Genomic DNA, 18,571 nt, shown 5'->3' with positions numbered 1-18,571 from the left:
TAGCGTGAAGCCAGTGTGTTTCTCTGGTGAACGGATAAGGTGAGCATCTGGTCACTTCTGGGGGGAAGGGGTCCTTCCGTGCCCGAGTTCAAGGGCCGCACTCTGCTACTCGTCTCCACCAACTACGCGCCCGAGCACGCGGGCATAGGCCCGTACGCCACGCAGATCGCCGAGCACTGGGCGGCCGCGGACGGCGGCGGCGCCGAGGTGCACGTGCTCGCCGGGATGCCGCACTACCCGTCGTGGCGGCTCGACCCGGCGTACAAGGGCGTGTGGCGGATCGAGGAGCGGCGTGCCGGGGTGCGCGTGCACCGTCGGCGGCACACCGTGCCGCCACGTCAGACGGCGCTCAAGCGGGCCCTGTTCGAGGCCTCGATCCTCGCCCACGGGCTGGTCGCGGCGCCCCGCGTCCGGCCCGACGCGGTGGTGGCGCAGATGCCGAGCCTGGCCGGCGGTGTGATCGGCGCGCGCATCGCCGCCCGGCACAAGGTGCCGTACGTGCCGATCGTGCAGGACCTGATGGGCGCCGCCGCCGCGCAGAGCGGCATCCGCGGCGGCGACCGGGCGGCGGCTGCCGCCGCGGCCGTGGAGGCGTACGCGCTGAAGCGGGCCACGCTGGTCGGGGTGATCCACGAGAGCTTCGTGGACAAGGTCGCCGCGATGGGCGTGGACCGCGGACGCATCCGGCTGGTCCCCAACTGGTCCCATGTGGCCCGCCCTTCGCGGCCGCGCGAGGAGACCAGGGCCCGGCTGGGCTGGGGTCCGGAGCAGACGGTCGTGCTGCACTCCGGCAACATGGGGCTCAAGCAGGGCCTGGAGGTGCTGGTCGAGGCGGCCCGTCTCGACCCCTCGGTGCGCATCGTCCTGATGGGCGACGGCAACCAGCGCGAACACCTGCGGGACCTCGCGGTGGACGTGCCGAACCTGGAGTTCGCCCCGCCCGCCGACGACGCCGACTTCCCCGACGTACTGGCCGCCGCCGACGTCCTGGCGGTCACCCAGCGCGCCTCGGTGCTGGACATGAGCATCCCGTCCAAGCTCACCTCCTACTTCGCCGCCGGGCGGCCGGTGGTCGCCTCCGTCGCCGCGGAGGGCGGTACCGCCCAGGAGGTGCTGCGCTCCGAGGCCGGGCTGCTGGTGGAACCGGAGGACCCAGGGGCGTTCCTGAAGGCCGTGCGCGCCCTCGCCCAGGACCCGGGGGCCGCCGCCGAACTCGGGGGCCGGGGGCCCGCGTACGTGGCGGCGCACCTGAGTCGTGAGGCCGGATTGTCACGGATCAGTGCGCTCCTCTCGGAGGCACTGGACACGGCCGCAGAAGCTGTCGATCCTGAGGGATCGGACGTATGGGGGGTTCCACGCACGTGAGTGATCAACCGCACGCATCGCAGATGTCCGAGGCCCACGACGAACCGGACCTCCTGCGGGACCAGTTCCGTCAGCTCGTCCGCTACCGCGCGCTGCTGGTGGCCGGCGTGCTGATCGGGCTGCTCGGCGGCGGATACCTGGCCGTCTCCGGCAAGGACACCTACGTGGCGACCAGTGAGGTCGTGCTGCGGGCGGCCACCGTCGACGAGTTCGCGGCCGGCGGCACGGCGCCCGACAAGGCGATCAACATAGGCACCGAGCGGCAGACGGCGATGAGCAACGAGATCGCCAAGCGCGCCGCCAAGAAGCTGCACCTGACGGAGCGTTCCGTCTCCGCGCTCCAGTCCGACCTCCAGGTCACCAACCCGCCCAACACGCTGGTGCTGCGCTTCGCGTACACCTACACCGACCCGGGCCAGGCGGCCCGCCGCGCCAACGCGCTCGCCCAGGCGTTCATGGACGCGCGCCGGGAGGCCACCGAGAACACCATCAAGAACACCGTCCACAACCTGCGCAAGCAGCTCGACCCGGTGGTCAAGCAGCGCAAGGAACTCGACGAGCAGATCCTGCGGCTGGGCGAGGGACCGACCCTCGACGCGGCCACCACCGTGCAGGCCACCCTCGTCGGCCGCATCTCCGAACTCAGCACCAACATCACCAGGTTGCAGACCCTCGACACCACGCCCGGCAAGTGGATCCGGGTCGCCTCCCCGCCGGCGGCGGCCTCCGGCCCCGGGCTGCCCATGATGCTGGGCCTCGGCGCGCTCGTCGGCGTCGCCATCGGGCTGCTGGCCGCCTGGGTGCGGCTGGTCTTCGACCCGACCGCGCGCTCCGAGGGCGACGTGGTGCGGGCGCTGCGCGCACCCGTGCTGGGCACCCTGCCGCGCAGCAAGGGCGGGCCGCTGCTCGCCGTCGACCACGCCGACTCCCGGCTGGCCGAGGAGTTCCGCTCGGTCGCGTTCCGGCTCGCGTACGACCAGCGGTTCGCCGAGCACCGCCGGCTGCTCGTGGTCGCCCCGCGCGGCGGGGGCGACACGGCGGCCTCGGTCGCCGTCAACCTGTCCGCGTCGTTCGCCGAGATGGGCATGGAGGTGCTGCTGATCGAGGCCGACCTGCGCACCCCCGGGCTGTCGGCGCGGCTGCGCGCGGCGGACGGCTCCCGGCCCGGCTGGGCCCGCTCCCCGCACCTCAGCGAGGGCGGCTGGCCGGCCGGTCTCCAGGTGCCCATCGACGCGGGCGAGTCCGGCTCCTTCGACCTCGTGCCGGGGCGCCGCGTGCGCAACGTGGCGCGGGCGCTCACCTCGTCGGCGGCGAGCCGGCTGTTCGCGGAGGCGGACGCCCCGGGCGCCGCGGTGATCGTGCTGGCCCCCGCGGTCCTCACGTACGCCGACGCGCTCGCGCTGGCCGACCGCATCGACGGCGTCCTGGTCGTCGCCGACCCGCACGCGGTCCACCGCGCCGACCTCGACCGGGTGCGCCAGCTGATCAGCGGCGCGGGCAGCACCGTGCTCGGCGCCGTCCTGCACACCTCGCCCGGGCGCGGCTGGTGGGCCCGGCGGGCCCGCAGGGCGGCGCGCAAGCGGAACGCCGCCGCGGCTCGGTCCGAGGCCGCCGTCCCGGCCGCCGGGACCGCGTCCTCCCCGGAGGGCGGCGTCACGGTCACGACGGCCTCCACAGCCTCCACGGCCAGGACCTCCCTCGCCTCCGGTGACGACACCCCGGCGCCGACCACCGACACCATCCCGCTGCGCACGGTGACGCGGTGACGGTGCGCCCGGCGCCGGGCGCGAAGACCGCGATCGTCTGCTCCGTGCTCGACCAGGGCGTGGCGGCGCTCACGAACATCCTGGTGCTCGTGGTCGCCGCCCGGCTGTCCAGCGCCGCCGGGTTCTCGGTCTTCTCGATGGTCTACACGGTCTTCTCCGTGCTGCTGGGCGTGAGTGTGTCGTACGTCGGGCAGGCCCTGGTGCTGGAACGGGGCGAGGCGGCGTCGGTGGCCGCGGCCTGCCGCTCGGCGGCGTCCTTCGTGGCCGTGGCCTCCGCGGTGGCCGGGGGAGCCATGGCGGCGGTGCTCGCCTTCGTCCCCGGCGAGACGGCCTGGGCGCTGGCGGTGCTCGGCATGGTGCTGCCGCTGGTGCTCACCCAGGACGGGCTGCGCTACTGCTTCTCGACCCTGCGGCTGCCGCATCTCGCCCTCACCAGCGACGTGCTGCGGCTGGCCGTCGCGCTCCCCGCGCTCGCGCTGCAGCCGCACGGCACGGGCCCGGCGCGGCTGGTGGCGGTGTGGGGTCTGTCCGCGGTGCCCGCGCTGCTCGTCGGCGCGGCCCTGTTGGCCCCCAGGCTGCGCGGCACCAGGGCCGACCTGCGGCGCTTCGTGCGCCGCGGCCACCTCGGGCGGCGCTTCGTCGTCGAGTACGGCGTGGGCAACGCCTCCAGCCAGCTCGCGGTGGTCGGACTCGGTGTCTTCGCCAGCCAGTTGGCGGTGGGCTCGCTGCGCGGTACGACGACGCTCTTCGGCCCGATGAACGTGCTCTTCAACTCCGCCACCGCGTTCGGGCCCCCGCTGCTGGGCCGCGTCCCGGGCATGCGCGGCCAGGTCCGGGCCACCGCCGTCCTCGCCGCCGTCCTCGCGGGCGTCGCCGCCGGCTGGACGGCCGTCCTCATGGCCCTGCCGGACCGCGCCGGCCGTGAACTGCTCGGCGAGACCTGGTCGGCGGCGTCCCGCCTGCTGCCCGCCACGGGCACGCAGTACGCCGCGATCGCCGCCGGCACCAGCGCCCTGCTCACCCTGCGCGTCCTGCGCCCGAAGGCCACCCTGCCCATCCAGGTGGTCTTCTCCCTCGCCTCGGTCGGCTTCATGATCGGCGGCTACGCCCTCGGCGGCGTCCTCGGCGCCGCCTGGGGCCTGGCCCTCGGCTCGTCCCTCAAGGCGCTGGTCCTCTGGGCCCGCGTCGCCGTCCTCCGCCGCGAGTCCGCCCCGGCGGACGGCCCCGAAACCCGCGCCGAACCCGCCCCCGCGTAGCGCACCGCGGGGGCGTGGGGCCGGTGGGTGGGTGGCGGGTTTCGTCCGGCTCCCTTCGGTCGCACTGATCGCGGGCTGCGGACGGGAGTGCGGGGGCGTCGGGCTGTCGCCGCTGTGCGGGTGGGTGGGCGGCGGGCGTTCAGGCTCCGTAGCGGGTTGCGTCTCCGGTGGGTGGGTCTCGTTGCCGTCCGCGGGCGCGGATGGCCGCTTCCACGCCTTCGGTGGGTGGTCGGCGCGCCCGCCGTGACCGGTGTCCGCGGTTGCTTCGGGGCGCTGTTGAGAGGTCTGCGGGAGATCGGGCTCTGGTTCACGACATGTTCGGCGAAAGCGGGCCCGATCTCCGCCGGCCCCGCCCTACCTGGCTGGTCTCACCACCACCTGACGGGAATGCCCTCGGCCTCCGCGGCCGGCACGTTCTTCAGCGAGTTGTCGTCCGTGCCGCTGAGGAAGCGCACCGGTTCGCCGCGCCTGCGGTGCTGCCGGGCGAGTACGTCCGCCTGTACCGGTTCGAGCGCGAAGCCCAGGTGGGGGCGGGCGTTGACGTTCGGAATGGTGGTGGTCACATAGAAACGGGACGTCTGGGGTGCGGTCATCGGAATTTCCGGGAGGGGCGGGGGCGGGGCTCCGATGCGCAAAAGGATCGAGGCCCCGGCAGGGGGACTCGGAAGACGCGGACGCGTCCGGTGTCAGCGGCCCGGGCGGGGGCCGTCATCTGCCGGTGGTGCGGGTTCGCGATCAGGCCTCGATGCCGGCAGCGGGCGCGCTCAGTTCGCGGAACCATTTCGCGAGGAAGGCGACGAGGAAGAGCGCGTGCACGGCGAACAGCGCGGCGTACGCGGCGAGGAAGACCCTCGGCGCCCCGAGGGTGAGGAAGACCAGGCAGAACACCCCGTAGTCGACGGGCAGCAGCGCGACGGCGCGCAGCCGTGACGGCGCGGCGGCCGTGCCCGCCTGCGCGGACGCGGGGGGCTTCGGCTTGAGCTTGTCCGCCAGCAGGCCGCCGCTGAAGATCATCACGGCGACGAACTGGAAGCCGAGCGGCAGCAGCAGCCAGCCCTCGGAGGGCAGGTCGAAGAAGCGGTGGAAGGAGATCAGGACGGCCGCGTGGATCGCGGTGATCTTCCCGGCGTCGACCACGTGGTCCAGCCACTCCCCCGCCGGGCTGCCCCGCCCCAGCAGCCGGGCGAGCTGACCGTCCGCGGAGTCGAAGGCGAAGCCGACGACGAGCCCGAGGTACACGGCCAGGGCCAGCGGCCAGGAGGGCCGGGCCAGCGCCAGAGCCAGCACCGCGCCCAGGCTGAAGGCGGCGCTGACCAGGGTGACCTGGTTGGGCGTCAGCCGTGCCCGGTAGGCGCCGGCGGCGAGCACCCGGCCGGCCGGGCGGTTGATGTGGCGCGAGTACAGCGACACGCCCTTGGCGGACTTCTGGGCCGTGCGCAGCTCGCGCAGCGCGCCACCGATGGTCAGCGTCACGTGATCCCCCAGCAATGCGACATTCGTGCGCATCACATCATGGCAGGACGTGACCCCGCGTGGGGGGCCGGTCGGCCTCCTGAGGGGTCGTCACACCGGCGGCCGGGCCGCCGGTCCCGTCACGTGGGTGAGCAGCAGGGCGATGTCGTCGTTGCGCGGGCCGGACCGCTGGGCGTGCCCGAGGAGGCTGTCGGCCAGGGCGTCCATCGAGGCGTCCGGGCCGGCCCGGACGACCTGGGCCGCCAGGTCGGCGGCGGAAGCGTCGAGGTCGACGCCCGGGGTCTCCACCAGACCGTCGGTGTACAGCGCGAGCACCGCGCCGGGCGGCAGCGCGATCTCCGTCGTCGGGTAGCGGGCGTCGCGGTCCACGCCCAGCAGCGGGCCGGGCGGCAGCTGCAGCACCTCGGTGGTCCCGTCCGGATGCCGCAGGACCGGCGGCGGGTGGCCGGCGGTCGCGATGCAGGCGGTGTGCCGTTCCAGGTCCAGCTGGGCGTAGAGGCAGCTGGCGAGCAGGCCGGGGTCGAGGTCGACGAGCAGCCGGTTGGAACGGGTCAGCACCTCGCTCGGGGAGGCGCCCGCGACGGCTCGGACGGCGGTGCGGACCTCACCCATGAGCGCGGCGGCGTTGACATTGTGACCCTGGACGTCGCCGATCGTCACGGCGCACGTGGTCGTGTCGAGCCGGATCACGTCGTAGAAGTCGCCGCCGATGTCGATGCCGCGGGTGGCCGGCATGTAGCGGGCGGCCACCTCCAGGCCGGGGACGTCCGGCAGGACCCGGGGCAGCAGCCGCGCCTGCAGGCTGATGGCGAGGCTGTGCTCGGCGTCGTACAGCCGCGCCCGGTCCAGGGCCTGCGCGACCAGTCCGGCGATCGAGATGAGCACGCTGCGCTCGCCCGAGGAGAAGGGGTGCGGGCGGTCGTAGGCGAGGGCCATGGAACCGACGGGCCGGCCCGAGGTGATCAGGGGCAGGAACGCCCAGGCGGCCTTGCGGTCCCGGACGACCGTGTCCGGGTAGATCCGCAGCAGCTCGTCGACGTTGGCGAAGAAGCCCGGGACGCCGGTCTTGAGGGTGCGCACGGCCGGGTTGTCGACGTCCATCGGCAGGGCGTCGACGGACTCCATGAAGTCCTCGTGGTAACCCCGGTGCCCGATGACCCGCAGCCGCCCCTCCTCGGCCGTCATCAGCGCCACGGCCTGCACGCCGAAGACCGACAGCATCTGCTCGACGACCAGGTCGATGACGTCCTGGGTGCCCACGGCCTCGGTGAGCGTGGCGGCCATGTGCAGCAGGTGGTAGAGGGCGATGGCGCGGTCCGGCGTGGGGCCCGCGGGGAGCTGCGCCGCGGGCGTCTCCGCGGCCTCGGGTGTCGGGGCGGGGCTGACGCGGACGCTCACACCGGTGCCGTCCGGGTGGAACTCGAAGGTGAGCCAGCGGTCCGGTGGGCGCAGTGCCGTGGCCGTGCCGGGACGGCGGCTGATCATCGCGCCGCGGAAGCGGTCCTCGAAGACCGGGTCGTCCAGCCAGGGCAGCAGCTCCCAGGGTTCGGTGCCCAGGAGGTCGGGCACCTGGGCCCCGAGCAGCGCGGCGGCGGTCTGCGTGACGAAGGTGATCCGGCCCTCCAGGTCCAGGGCGAAGGAGCCCTCCGGGAGCCGTTCGGCGAGGTCGGCCGCGGCCATCGCCTCGTCGGGGCCGTGGGTGCGGGTGCGCAGCGCGGGCAGCACCCGCGGCTCGTCGGGGGGCAGCACGGGCCTGCCGTCCTCGGCGGCCCTGCGCAGCAGCCGCCCCATGCGGTCGCAGGCCCCGCGGTACGCCTCGCGGTTGCGCCGGGTGATCCGCCCGGGGTGCCCGTGGTGCCCGCCCGGCCACACCAGGCAGAGCGCGCCCCAGGTGGTGGGGCCGCTGGTGATCGGGGCCGCGGCGAGCGGGAAGTCGTACGGCAGGACCAGGGCGAGCCTGGGGTACGCCCGGGCGGTGTCCTCGTGGCCGTCCAGCAGCACCAGGCGACGTTCGCGGACCGCGTCGGCGACGGGGCTGGAGGCGCTTGGCACCACCCGTCCCCAGATGGTGTCGATCTTGCGGGAGACGCCGACGGCCACGGTCAGCCGCAGCAGGTCCTGCTCGGGGGTCATCAGGTAGATCAGGCCCATGGAGGCGCCCGTGTCGCGCACCACCTGGCTCAGCGGGGAGTCCAGCAGCGCCGGACCGAGGTCCGCGGCGACGAGACCGGCGAGCTCCGGCGCCATGCCCTCACCGCCCTCCGGCCGTTGCCGGGCCCGGTCGTGTCCTGACCTCGGGGACCATCGCCTCCTGCGCCTCCGCTCCGCCGTGGGGGCCGGCCGACGCGGCTGCCGGGAAGTTTCCCCACCCCACGTCAGCTGCCAAACTACCCGATGAACAGCATTGTTCACCTTTCGGGCGCCCGAGTCCGCCGCCCGCCGTGCACGCCGCGCCCCTGCGGCCCCGCACGCCCCAGCCACCCCATACACCCCACCAAACTCACGCAACGCCGAGCGCCCTGGCGAACCGGGTACCCGCCGCCGCCCGGGGCGCGCTCCCGTCGCGCCACGAACGGCAGGGGTGCACCGAGTTCGTGAGCAGCACCAGGAAGCCGTCGGTGGCGGGGTCGATCACCAGGCTGGTGCCGGTGAACCCGGTGTGGCCGGCCGCGCCGCGCCCCGCGAGGGCGCCCATGAACCAGGGCCGGTCCACCTCGAAGCCCGGGTAGGGGCCGCCGCGGTCGAGCAGCGCGCGGCAGAACAGGGCGAGGTCCCAGGCGGTCGAGAACAGGCCCGCGTGACCGGCGACCCCGCCCATGACGTGGGCGTTCTCGTCGTGGACGGTTCCGCGGAGCGGGCCGCGGTCGAGCCGGGCCCAGGGCCTGCGCTGGTCCTCGGTGGCGGCGATCCGCGGGATCCATGAGGCGGGTGGGTTGTAGCGGGTGTCGTACATCCCGAACGGGTCGGTGACGTCCTCCCGCACGAGGGCGTCGAGGGCCTCGCCGGTGGTCCGCTCCAGGACGTGCTGGAGCGCGATGAGGTTGAGGTCGGAGTAGATCCGCTCCGTGCCCGGCGCCACGACCGGGGCCTCCTCCCAGAGCAGCCTCGCCCGGGACTCGGCGTCGGAGTGGTCGTGGAAGGGCAGCTCGGGACGGAGCCCCGAGGTGTGGTCGAGCAGCTGCCCCACGGTGATGCGCTGCTTGCCCGCGGCGGCGAACTCGGGCACGTAGGCCGCGACCTCCCGGCCGAGTTCCAGCCGCCCCACCGCGACGACGGCCGTGAAGAGCTTGGTCAGCGACGCCAGGTCGAAGACGGTGTCCGGCCGCATCGGCACCCACCGGTCACGCGGCAGCTCGACACCGCGGTCGGCGTTCTCGTCGTAGGAGGCGTAGCGCTCCGCCCAGCCCACCGCCTCGTGGACGGCGACCGTGCCGCCGCGGCCCGCGAGGACCACCGCCCCCGCGCACCAGGGGAACGCGGAAGGGGGCACGGGCTCCAGATATGGGGTGACGTCCGTGACGAGCCGGCTCAGCTCGTCGCCGCGCAGCTCCGCCTCACGGGAGGTACCTCTCGACAGCTGCGGCGCCATGCTCCTCCAGCAACTTGCGGGCCTTCTCGATGAGGGCCGGCGTCGGCTCGCGGCCGGAGGCCATGACCAGGTCCTCCGGATCGATCATGTGTTCGGACCCGGTGTGCAGGCAGCTGTCTGCGGTCTTCCAGGCCCACTTGCTCTCGTCGATCGGCTCGGACATCGCTGCCTCCTGAGTCGGCGCGGCAATGACGGCACGAATCACCGTGCATCCACAGTACGTCGCCACGGTCGGCACAGCCCGGCGAAGCAGACCACGGCGGCCAGGGCGCTGCCCAGCTGCACCACGGCCATGGGCACCGCCGTGTGCTCGCCCGCGATGCCGACGAGCGGCGAGGCGACGGCGCCCACCAGGAAGGAGGTCGTGCCGAGCAGCGCGGAGGCCGATCCGGCGGCGTGCCGGGTGCGCATCAGCGCGAGCGCGTTGGTGTTGGGCAGCACCAGGCTCATCGCCGCCATCAGCACGAAGAGCCCCGCGGCGACCGGCAGCAGCCCCACCGGCCCGAACCATCCCGAGGTCAGCGCCAGCAGCACCGCCGCGGCCGCCGTGATCACCGCCAGGCCCACCCCGGTCACCTTGTCCATGCTGACCCGCCCGACCAGGATCTTGCCGTTGACCTGGCCCAGTGCCACCAGGCCCACGGAGTTGAGGCCGAAGAGCAGGCTGTAGGTCTGCGGGGAGGCCCCGTAGATCTCCTGGACGACGAACGAGGACGCGGAGACGTACGCGAACAGCGCCGCGAAGGTGAAGCCGCCGGTGAGCATGTAGCCGGTGAACGCGCGGTCCGCGAGGAGGCCGCGCATCGCCCCCAGCGTCTCGCCCAACCCCCCGCTGTGCCGTTCCCCGGGGCTCAGCGTCTCCGGCAGGCAGCGCCACACCACGACGGTCAGGAGCACCCCGACCACGGTCAGCACGACGAAGACCCCGTGCCAGTCGGTGAGCCTCAGGACCTGGCCGCCGATGAGCGGCGCGACGATCGGCGCGACCCCGGAGATCAGCATCAGGGTGGAGAAGAAACGCGCCATCGCGACGCCGTCGTAGAGGTCGCGGACGATCGCGCGGGCGATCACGATGCCGGCCGCGCCGCTCAGGCCCTGCAGCAGCCGGAAGCCGATCAGCAGTTCCGTGGTGGACGCGAAGGCGCAGACGGCGGTGGCCAGGACGTAGAGCACCATCCCCGCCAGCAGCGGGCGGCGGCGGCCCCAGCGGTCGCTCATCGGGCCGACGACCAGCTGGCCCAGGGCGAGTCCGGCCAGGCACGCGGTGAGCGTGAGCTGCACCGTGACGGCGGGGCTGCGCAGTTCCTCGGTGACCTGCGGCAGGGCCGGCAGATACATGTCCATGGAGAGTGCGGGGAGCGCGCTGAGCGCGCCGAGGAGGAACGTCACCATCAGGCTGGTGCGAGCTCCTGGGATCTCTCCGGCGCGTCGTACCGGGGTTGACGGCCCCGGTGTGGATATCTGGTCGGGCGGGGTCGCGCCGGCTTCCGGCATGGGTCTCTCTCCGTGGTGTGTGAATCGTTCTCTATGCTCTCAGCAATCACGAGGTGGTCGAGGCCAGGTGGGGGCAGATTCATGACGGAATCGGTCGGTTCCGGTAGGAAAGTGCGCTGGGGCATCCTGGCCACCGGCGGCATCGCCGCGTCCTTCGCCGAGGACCTGCGCGAACTGAAGGACGACGCCGAGATCGTCGCGGTCGGCTCGCGCCGGCTCGAATCCGCGCGCGCCTTCGCGGACCGCTTCGGCATCCCGCGCGCGTACGGCAGCTGGACCGAACTCGCCGACGACGAGGGCGTGGACGTGGTGTACGTCGCCACCCCGCACTCGGCGCACCGCGTCGCGGCCGGGCTGTGCCTGCGGGCCGGACGGTCGGTGCTGTGCGAGAAGCCCTTCACCGTCAACGCGGTCGAGGCGCGCGAGCTGGCCGATCTCGCCCGGACCCACGGGCGCTTCCTGATGGAGGCGATGTGGACCTACTGCAACCCCGTGGTGCGGCGGCTGACCGAGTTGGTCGCGGACGGTGCGGTCGGCGAGGTACGCAGCGTGCACGCCGACTTCGGCCTCGCCGGCCCCTTCGACCCCGGCCACCGGCTGCTCGACCCCGCGCTCGGCGGCGGCGCCCTGCTGGACCTGGGCGTCTACCCGGTCTCCTTCGCCCACCTGCTGCTCGGCGAACCCGACGAGGTCCAGGCCTGGGCCCACCTGACCGAGGACGGCGTGGACGACAACACCGGCATGCTGCTCGGGTACGACAGCGGCGCCATGGCGGTGCTCAGCTGCTCCCTCACCGCCGACACCGCGCAGACCGCGGTGGTCACCGGCTCACGGGGACGGATCGAGGTTCCGGCCAGTTTCTTCCACCCGGACCGCTTCGTGCTGCACCGCGAGGGCCGCGAGCCCGAGGAGTTCGGCGCCCCGGACGACGGTCTGCGCGGGCTGCAGCACGAGGCGGCCGAGGTCATGCGCTGCCTGCGCGCGGGCGAGCGGGAGTCCCCGCTGGTGCCGCTGGAGGGCAGCCTCGCCGTCATGCGGACGCTCGACACGGTCCGGGACCGGATCGGCGTCCGCTACCCCGGCGAGCACTGACCCCCGTCAGGTCTCCCGCAGACCGGGGTCCCCGGCCTCGGTCACGAAGGACGCGGCGGTGGTCAGTGCGGCGCCGGGGGTGGTCACGGAGTCGACGGTCTTGAAGTCGGCCCGCGCCTCCTCGGCGTCGAGCCGGACGGTCACATAGCCGCGGCGGCCGTCGTAGAACCGCAGGTGCGGGTTGGCCGCCATGACCGCCGACCAGTCGGACGGGCGCGGGGAGCCGTCGCGGCCGCTGGTGACCGAGCTGGTGACGAGCTCGGTGCCGATGGTGCGCGAGGTGGGGTCGTCCCAGTCCGCCTTGATGTCCATCGCGTAGTGGACGTGCACGTCGCCGGTGAGCACCAGCAGGTTCTCGACGCCGGCGGCGCCCGCCCCGGCCAGCACGCGGTCCCGGGAGGCCGGATAGCCGTCCCAGGCGTCCATGCTGAGCGGGGACGCGGCGGCGGTGCCGCTCTTCCGCCGGGACAGCACGACCTGCTGCGGGATCACGTTCCAGGTGGCGTGAGAGCTGCGTAAGCCGTCCAGCAGCCAGCGCTCCTGGGTCGCCCCGGTGATGGTGCGCGCCGGGTCCTGCGACTCCGGTCCCGGGTGGTGCCAGCGGCCGCGGTACGCCTGGTCGGTGCGGTACTGACGGGTGTCGAGGATGTCGAACTGCGCGAGCCGTCCGTAGTGGAAGCGGCGGTAGAGCGTCATGTCCGGGCCCTGCGGGAGCTGCGGGAGGCGCAGCGGCTGGTTCTCCCAGTAGGCGCGGTAGGCGGCGGCGCGGCGGACGAGGAACTCGTCGCCGGGGCCGCCGCCCTCGTCGGAACCGCCCGCGTAGTTGTTCTCGGTCTCGTGGTCGTCCCAGGTGACGAACCAGGGGAAGGCCGCGTGCGCGGCCTGCAGGTCGGGGTCGGACTTGTAGAGGGCGTACCGCAGTCGGTAGTCCTCCAGCGTGACCGTCTCCTTGGCGAACCAGGACGGCAGGGTGCGGTCGGTGTAGGCACGGGCGCCGCCGGTGGCGCCGACGGCGTACTCGTAGAGGTAGTCGCCCAGATGGAAGACGGCGTCGACGTCCTCGTCCGCGAGGTGGCCGAGCGCGGTGAAGTACCCGTCGTGGTAGGCCTGGCAGCTCACCGCGGCCAGGCGCATCTCGTACGGGAGGGAGCCCGGCGCGGGGGCGGTGCGGGTGCGGCCCGGGGCGCTGATCCAGGGGCCCGCGCGGAAGCGGTAGTAGTACACCCGGTCGGGTGCGAGTCCCTGGGCGTCGACGTGGACGGTGTGGTCGAACTCCGGGTGCGCCGTCGCGATGCCGCGGCGGACGACCCGCCTGAACCGGTCGTCCCGGGCGACCTCCCACTGGACGGGCACACGGGCGTCGGACAGTCCGTTGCCCGGCGCCGGCTCGTACGGGCGTGGCGCGAGCCGTGTCCACAGCACGACCGCCGAGGGTGTGGGGTCGCCCGACGCGACGCCCAGCGTGAACGGGTACTCGGTGAGCGTCCCGGGCACCGCCTCGGCCGCCTGGGCGGCGCCGGCGACGGGCAGGTTCGTGCTGAACGCGAGGGTCGCGGCGGCCCCCGTGACGGTCAGGAAGCGGCGGCGGTCGAAGAGCGCGGCGGCGGCGCGCAGGATGCGGTCGTGGCGGCCGTGGCCCTGCGGCTGCGTCATGTGCCCCTCCCCGGCGGTGGGTTGCGCGGCCCCGGTCCAGTGGCCAGGGGGATGTTCACGTGCGCACGAGCTCCCGGAACCCCCCGTTCGGCCCACGACGCCCCTGCCACGCTGTTGACGCCGCGTCACCTCGGCGACCCGGAACGGCCACCCTAACCGCCACGCCCCACCCCCGCGATCCGAGGCCGCCCGTCCGGGAAGCCCCCCACGTGGCGCGCCGGGCGGGACGCCCCGGCCAAGATCATCTCGACCGGTGACGACGGGCGTCGCAGGTCACCTCGGCGGGAAGCGACATGACGGATCGTCACAGCGGGGTGTGCTGCGGGATCGGACGCACGGGGCGGTCCCGCCCACCCCGGCCGCGGACCGCCGGCCCGGTCCTGACAGCCGCGGTGACGGTACGTCACGGATCGCGTGCCGAACGGGTTCCCGCCGCCCGCCGTGCGCAGGACCCGCCGCGTCGCAGCGACCGGCGTCGAGGACGACGCGGACGATGAGGACGCGATGGCTCGCACACAGGGCGCCGGGTGCGGAAGCGACGGTGGACCGGCGGTCCCGACCTCGCCGCGGCGCGCATGGCGCCGCCGGGCCGCGAGGGCGACCCGGGCTGCCACCGGGTCACCGCGGACGCCGACCGGCACAGCGGCGCGGGCGTCATCGGCCTCCCCGGGCCTCCCCGGCCTCGCCGGCGCGGAGGCCGGGGAGCCGGTACACCCCTCGGGCGACCACGGCACGGCCGTGCCGGAGCGAGGACCGCACCGCCGCCGACGCCCCGCGCACCTCGTGCCGGGAAGGGGTGGGCGACCGGAAGAGCCCCCGGGCCGCGGGCTGCGCCGCTACGCGGCGCCGTGGGCCGGGGCGATGCCCTCGATGCGCCGGGCCAGGCCGAAGTCCCGTTCCGTGAGCCGGCCGCCCGCCGCGTGCGTGGTGACGGAGACGGCGACCGACTGGTAACCCAGCGTCAGGTCGCTGTGGTGGTTCAGCTCGTCCTGGATCTGCGCGATGTGCATCACGAGGACCGCCGCCGGGATGTGCGGCAGCCGGTACGTGCGCTGCAGGCTCATACCGTCCTCGGAGAGGGACCAGCCGGGCAGCTCGGCGAGGCGGTCCTCGATCTCCTTGTGCGACAGGGGCTCGGCGTAGGGTGACATGGTTTCATCGTGGCACCGCATACCCTGCGGAGCCATGACTGAGATCGCGGGAAATGGAACGGGCGCGGCGCTCCGGGTCGCGGTGGTCACCGGGGCCGGGTCCGGCATCGGGCGGGCGGTGGCACGCGAACTGGCGTCCTCGGGCTGGGCCGTGGCCCTGGCCGGCCGGCGCGAGGAGGCGTTGCTCGGTACCGCCGAGGGGCTGCCGGACGAGGCGGTGGCGGTCATCCCGACGGACGTCACCCGCCCGGAGGCGGTGGCGGCGCTGTTCGCCGCCGTGGGCGCCCGCTTCGGCCGCGTCGACCTGCTGTTCAACAACGCGGGTACGGGCGCGCCCGCCGTTCCGCTGGACGAGCTGACGTACGAGCAGTGGCGTGCCGTCGTCGACGTCAACCTGACCGGGGCGTTCCTGTGCGCGCAGGCCGCCTTCCGGGCGATGCGCGCACAGCGCCCGCAGGGCGGGCGGATCATCAACAACGGGTCGATCTCCGCGCACGCGCCGCGGCCGCTGAGCGCGCCGTACACGGCGACCAAGCACGCCGTCACCGGGCTGACGAGGTCCCTGTCACTGGACGGCCGCCCGTACCGGATCGCCTGCGGCCAGATCGACATCGGCAACGCGGCCACGGAGATGACGGAGCGGATGGCCGCCGGGACCCTTCAGGCGGACGGGCGGCTGACGACCGAGCCCCGGATGGACGTCGGCGACGTGGCCCGTACCGTCGCGCACATGGCCTCGCTCCCACTGGAGGCGAACATGCAGTTCGCGACGGTGATGGCGACGAACATGCCGTACATCGGGCGCGGTTGAGGACACGACCGAGGGGCGCGGCCGTGGGCGCGGCCGGGGTCAGGTGCCGGGCCACAGCCACCCGCGGCCGGAATCGACCACTTCACCCCCGAAAATGGTCAAGTCCGAAATACGTCCCATAGGACTGCTTGCGTCGCGTTACGTTGCGGCATGCTCTCCAAGCACCACCGCGACGTATGGTCAGAACCACCCGCAGACGAAGTCGGGTCCGAGGCCGGGACCCCCGAGCCGGAGACCGAGCTGATAGCGCTGCCCGGTCCCGTGTTCGTCGATTCCAGCGGGAGACGGGCCCGCGCGGTACGCAGGGCCGGCTGGCTGGTCGCCGCGGCGTGCTCCGTCTACACGGCGGCGCTGGCACTCAGCCTCTCCGGCGCGACGCCGATCGCGCCGAAGACGCTGCTGCCGCTGCCGGGGGTGCCGAGCACAGCGCCGGACGACGCGGGCTCCTCGGGGACGGGAGAACTCGACGAACCGGCCGACCAGGCCGCACCCCCGGCGACGGCGGGCTTCATCCGGGCGGGGGCGGCGGCCGCGCCGTCCCCGTCCGCGACGGTCCGCTCCGCGTCCTCCCCCAGCCCCAGCGCCTCCCCGACCAAGCGCCCGGCCAAGGGCGGCGGGGCCCCCGGCACCCCGCGGGCGACCGCGGGCAGCCCTGCCGCCCCGACCCCGACCGCCGGCGCGACCGCGACCGAACCGGCGCCGTCCGGCTCCCCGTCGGGGCAGCCCAGCGCCTCCGCGTCCCCCGCACCGGGCGTCTCCGACGCCCCGGTCGACCAGCAGGCGCAGGGCGGACAGTGACCGCCCTGCGCCCCCGCCTCGTCATACCCCTGCTCGCCCTCGTGGTACTCGTGTGCGTCCTGCTGCTCGGCGGCTACGTACGCGGCGACTTCGAGGCCGACCACCGGGTCCACCCGCCGGTCTCGGCGGACAAGGTTCCGGAGGCGGTGCTGGAGGGCGGCCCGGTGGTCGACGCCACCGGCGACAAGCCCCGCTCGTACCGCACCCCGGACCGCACCATCGCCCTCACCTTCGACGACGGACCCGACCCGGTCTGGACGCCGGAGGTGCTCGACGTGCTCAAGCGGCAGCACGTGCGCGCCACCTTCTTCGTGACCGGCGGCATGGCCGCCCGGCACCCGGGGCTGATCCGGCGGATGGTCGCCGAGGGCCACGAGATCGGCGTGCACACCTTCTCCCACCCCGACCTGGTGTACCAATCGCCGGGGCGGATCGACCGGGAGCTGTCCCAGACCCAGCTGGCGCTCGCGGGGGCCGCCGGCATCCACACCTCCCTGTTCCGTCCGCCGTACTCCTCGACCGCCGACGCGCTGGACGACCTGTCCTGGCCGGTCGTCCAGCGGGTCGGCAGGCAGGGCTACGTGACCGCCTTCATCGACCGCGACGCCGAGGACTGGCGGCGGCCCGGCGCGCAGGCGATCGTGGACGCCTCCGTGCCCGCGAAGCCGGGCCAGGGCGCGATCGTGCTCCTGCACGACGCCGGCGGCGACCGCTCGCAGACCGTGGCGGCGCTGGACCGGCTGATCCCGCTGCTCAAGGAGCGCGGCTACCGCTTCGACACCGTGGGCGGGGCGGTCGGCGCCACGTCCACCAACGGCAAGGTCACCGGCTCGGAACTGTGGAAGGGGCGGGTCTTCGTCGCCGCGGTGGAGCTCTCCGAGGCCGCCGTCCCCACGCTGGCCGTCGTGCTCGCCGGGGTGGGCCTGCTGGTCCTGGCCCGGTTCGCCGCCATGCTGGTGCTGGCGCGCCGGCACGCGCGGCGGCGACGGGCACCCGGCTTCGCCTGGGGGCCGACGGTCACCGAACCGGTGAGCGTCATCGTGCCCGCGTACAACGAGAAGGAGTGCATCACCCACACCGTGCACTCCCTCGCCGCGAGCGACCACCCCGTGGAGATCGTGGTCGTCGACGACGGCTCGACCGACGGCACCGCCGACATCGTCGAGGCCCTGGACCTGCCCGGCGTCACCGTCGTGCGGCAGCCCAACAGCGGCAAGCCCGCGGCCCTCAACAACGGTGTGGCACACGCCAGGAACGACCTGATCGTGATGATGGACGGCGACACGGTCTTCGAGCCGGCCACCGTCCGCGAACTGGTGCAGCCCTTCGGCGACCCGCGGGTCGGCGCCGTCGCCGGCAACGCCAAGGTCGGCAACCGCACCCGGATGATCGGGCGCTGGCAGCACATCGAGTACGTGATGGGCTTCAACCTCGACCGCCGCATGTACGACCTGCTGCGCTGCATGCCCACCATCCCCGGCGCGTGCGGCGCCTTCCGGCGGGACGCGCTGCGCGACGTCGGCGGCATGAGCGACGAGACCCTCGCCGAGGACACGGACGTCACGATGGCGATGCACCGGGCCGGCTGGCACGTGGTGTACGCGGAGAACGCCCGCGCCTGGACCGAGGCGCCGTCCTCGGTACGGCAGTTGTGGAAGCAGCGGTACCGCTGGAGCTACGGCACCATGCAGGCGATGTGGAAGCACCGCGGGGCGGTCCTCGACCGCGGGCACTCCGGGCGCTTCGGCCGGGTCGGGCTGCCGCTGGTCGTCCTCTTCCAGGTGCTCGCGCCGCTGCTGGCGCCGCTCATCGACGTGTTCGCGATCTACGGGCTGGTCTTCATGGACCCGTTTCGCACCGCGCTCGCGTGGGCGGGCGTGCTCGCCGTGCAGGCCGCGTGCGCGGCGTACGCCTTCCGGCTGGACGGCGAACCGCTGCGCGACCTGTGGCCGCTGCCCCTCCAGCAGGTGCTGTACCGGCAGTTGATGTACCTGGTGCTGCTGCAGTCCTGCGTGACGGCCGTCAACGGCGGCCGGCTGGGCTGGCACAAGCTGCGGCGCACCGGCGAGGTCGGCGCTCCGACCGTCGGCAGCGGCACCGCCGGCCGCGTCTGAACCCCCGTA

The 18,571-nt window shown here is 73.9% G+C and carries 15 protein-coding genes; 7 read left to right on the top strand and 8 right to left on the bottom strand.

Annotated elements, in window-relative coordinates:
• Positions 1-78 precede the first annotated feature (78 nt).
• Genes OIE69_RS27795 through OIE69_RS27785 form a run of 3 tightly spaced genes read left to right on the top strand, consistent with a single transcriptional unit; the run spans position 79 to position 4,387 of the window.
• Positions 79-1,365 carry a glycosyltransferase family 4 protein gene (locus OIE69_RS27795; protein WP_326576619.1) on the top strand — a complete coding sequence of 429 codons (1,287 nt, stop codon included), beginning with the start codon at positions 79-81 and terminating at the stop codon, positions 1,363-1,365.
• A 23-nt stretch (positions 1,366-1,388) separates the two neighbouring features.
• Entirely contained in the window at positions 1,389-3,131 is a 1,743-nt protein-coding gene (locus OIE69_RS27790) for a tyrosine-protein kinase domain-containing protein (protein WP_326576617.1), read from the top strand.
• A complete protein-coding gene (locus OIE69_RS27785) occupies positions 3,128-4,387 on the top strand; it encodes an MATE family efflux transporter (RefSeq protein WP_326576615.1) in 1,260 nt (419 codons plus the stop codon). The genes OIE69_RS27790 and OIE69_RS27785 overlap by 4 nt, the downstream gene beginning before the upstream one ends.
• Before the next feature lie 368 nt (positions 4,388-4,755).
• Here the strand turns inward: OIE69_RS27785 and OIE69_RS27780 are convergent, their stop codons facing one another.
• The 6 genes from OIE69_RS27780 to OIE69_RS27755 all read right to left on the bottom strand — a co-directional run bounded on the left by OIE69_RS27780 (position 4,756) and on the right by OIE69_RS27755 (position 10,943).
• The gene (locus OIE69_RS27780) at positions 4,756-4,980 is read right to left on the bottom strand and encodes a class I tRNA ligase family protein (protein ID WP_326576613.1); all 225 of its coding nucleotides are present in this window, start codon (positions 4,978-4,980) and stop codon (positions 4,756-4,758) included.
• Positions 4,981-5,122: 142 nt separating this feature from the next.
• Positions 5,123-5,893 (bottom strand): CDP-alcohol phosphatidyltransferase family protein, encoded by a 771-nt coding sequence (locus tag OIE69_RS27775; RefSeq protein ID WP_326576611.1) that lies wholly within the window; start codon positions 5,891-5,893, stop codon positions 5,123-5,125.
• Positions 5,894-5,950: 57 nt separating this feature from the next.
• Positions 5,951-8,107 (bottom strand): SpoIIE family protein phosphatase, encoded by a 2,157-nt coding sequence (locus tag OIE69_RS27770; RefSeq protein WP_326576609.1) that lies wholly within the window; start codon positions 8,105-8,107, stop codon positions 5,951-5,953.
• A gap of 253 nt (positions 8,108-8,360) precedes the next feature.
• Positions 8,361-9,449: a serine hydrolase domain-containing protein gene (locus OIE69_RS27765; protein ID WP_392567577.1), complete on the bottom strand. Its 1,089-nt coding sequence runs from the start codon at positions 9,447-9,449 to the stop codon at positions 8,361-8,363.
• Complete coding sequence (locus OIE69_RS27760; RefSeq protein WP_326576607.1) at positions 9,415-9,612, bottom strand: hypothetical protein; 198 nt, start codon at positions 9,610-9,612, stop codon at positions 9,415-9,417. The genes OIE69_RS27765 and OIE69_RS27760 overlap by 35 nt, the downstream gene beginning before the upstream one ends.
• Before the next feature lie 38 nt (positions 9,613-9,650).
• Positions 9,651-10,943: a multidrug effflux MFS transporter gene (locus OIE69_RS27755; RefSeq protein WP_326576605.1), complete on the bottom strand. Its 1,293-nt coding sequence runs from the start codon at positions 10,941-10,943 to the stop codon at positions 9,651-9,653.
• An 81-nt stretch (positions 10,944-11,024) separates the two neighbouring features.
• Here OIE69_RS27755 and OIE69_RS27750 point away from each other — a divergent pair, with 81 nt between their 5' ends.
• Positions 11,025-12,035 carry a Gfo/Idh/MocA family protein gene (locus OIE69_RS27750; protein ID WP_326576603.1) on the top strand — a complete coding sequence of 337 codons (1,011 nt, stop codon included), beginning with the start codon at positions 11,025-11,027 and terminating at the stop codon, positions 12,033-12,035.
• Between the two features lie 6 nt (positions 12,036-12,041).
• Here the strand turns inward: OIE69_RS27750 and OIE69_RS27745 are convergent, their stop codons facing one another.
• A complete protein-coding gene (locus tag OIE69_RS27745; RefSeq protein WP_326576601.1) occupies positions 12,042-13,688 on the bottom strand; it encodes an alkaline phosphatase D family protein in 1,647 nt (548 codons plus the stop codon).
• An 836-nt stretch (positions 13,689-14,524) separates the two neighbouring features.
• Positions 14,525-14,839, bottom strand: a complete 315-nt coding sequence (locus OIE69_RS27740) for a 4a-hydroxytetrahydrobiopterin dehydratase (RefSeq protein ID WP_326576599.1) — start codon at positions 14,837-14,839, stop codon at positions 14,525-14,527.
• A gap of 34 nt (positions 14,840-14,873) precedes the next feature.
• Between OIE69_RS27740 and OIE69_RS27735 the strand changes: the two genes are divergently transcribed.
• The 3 genes from OIE69_RS27735 to OIE69_RS27725 all read left to right on the top strand — a co-directional run bounded on the left by OIE69_RS27735 (position 14,874) and on the right by OIE69_RS27725 (position 18,562).
• Positions 14,874-15,650: an SDR family oxidoreductase gene (locus OIE69_RS27735; RefSeq protein WP_326576597.1), complete on the top strand. Its 777-nt coding sequence runs from the start codon at positions 14,874-14,876 to the stop codon at positions 15,648-15,650.
• Positions 15,651-15,800: 150 nt separating this feature from the next.
• Positions 15,801-16,448: a hypothetical protein gene (locus OIE69_RS27730; protein ID WP_326576595.1), complete on the top strand. Its 648-nt coding sequence runs from the start codon at positions 15,801-15,803 to the stop codon at positions 16,446-16,448.
• Positions 16,445-18,562 (top strand): bifunctional polysaccharide deacetylase/glycosyltransferase family 2 protein, encoded by a 2,118-nt coding sequence (locus OIE69_RS27725; protein ID WP_326576593.1) that lies wholly within the window; start codon positions 16,445-16,447, stop codon positions 18,560-18,562. The genes OIE69_RS27730 and OIE69_RS27725 overlap by 4 nt, the downstream gene beginning before the upstream one ends.
• The last annotated feature ends 9 nt before the right edge of the window (positions 18,563-18,571 follow it).

The sequence above is a fragment of the Actinacidiphila glaucinigra genome (assembly GCF_035918135.1).
GTDB classification, from domain to species: Bacteria; Actinomycetota; Actinomycetes; order Streptomycetales; family Streptomycetaceae; genus Actinacidiphila; species Actinacidiphila glaucinigra.
Note: the sequence above shows the minus strand (reverse complement) of the source record. Positions and strands in the feature narration are given on the sequence as shown.

Coding starts and splice junctions, on each gene's coding strand:
- OIE69_RS27790 (WP_326576617.1), top strand. CDS start 1,389: ATGTCCGAGGCCCACGACGAACCGGACCTCCTGCGGGACCAGTTCCGT.
- OIE69_RS27780 (WP_326576613.1), bottom strand. CDS start 4,980: ATGACCGCACCCCAGACGTCCCGTTTCTATGTGACCACCACCATTCCG.
- OIE69_RS27775 (WP_326576611.1), bottom strand. CDS start 5,893: ATGCGCACGAATGTCGCATTGCTGGGGGATCACGTGACGCTGACCATC.
- OIE69_RS27770 (WP_326576609.1), bottom strand. CDS start 8,107: ATGGCGCCGGAGCTCGCCGGTCTCGTCGCCGCGGACCTCGGTCCGGCG.
- OIE69_RS27765 (WP_392567577.1), bottom strand. CDS start 9,449: ATGGCGCCGCAGCTGTCGAGAGGTACCTCCCGTGAGGCGGAGCTGCGC.
- OIE69_RS27760 (WP_326576607.1), bottom strand. CDS start 9,612: ATGTCCGAGCCGATCGACGAGAGCAAGTGGGCCTGGAAGACCGCAGAC.
- OIE69_RS27755 (WP_326576605.1), bottom strand. CDS start 10,943: ATGCCGGAAGCCGGCGCGACCCCGCCCGACCAGATATCCACACCGGGG.
- OIE69_RS27750 (WP_326576603.1), top strand. CDS start 11,025: ATGACGGAATCGGTCGGTTCCGGTAGGAAAGTGCGCTGGGGCATCCTG.
- OIE69_RS27745 (WP_326576601.1), bottom strand. CDS start 13,688: ATGACGCAGCCGCAGGGCCACGGCCGCCACGACCGCATCCTGCGCGCC.
- OIE69_RS27740 (WP_326576599.1), bottom strand. CDS start 14,839: ATGTCACCCTACGCCGAGCCCCTGTCGCACAAGGAGATCGAGGACCGC.
- OIE69_RS27735 (WP_326576597.1), top strand. CDS start 14,874: ATGACTGAGATCGCGGGAAATGGAACGGGCGCGGCGCTCCGGGTCGCG.
- OIE69_RS27730 (WP_326576595.1), top strand. CDS start 15,801: ATGCTCTCCAAGCACCACCGCGACGTATGGTCAGAACCACCCGCAGAC.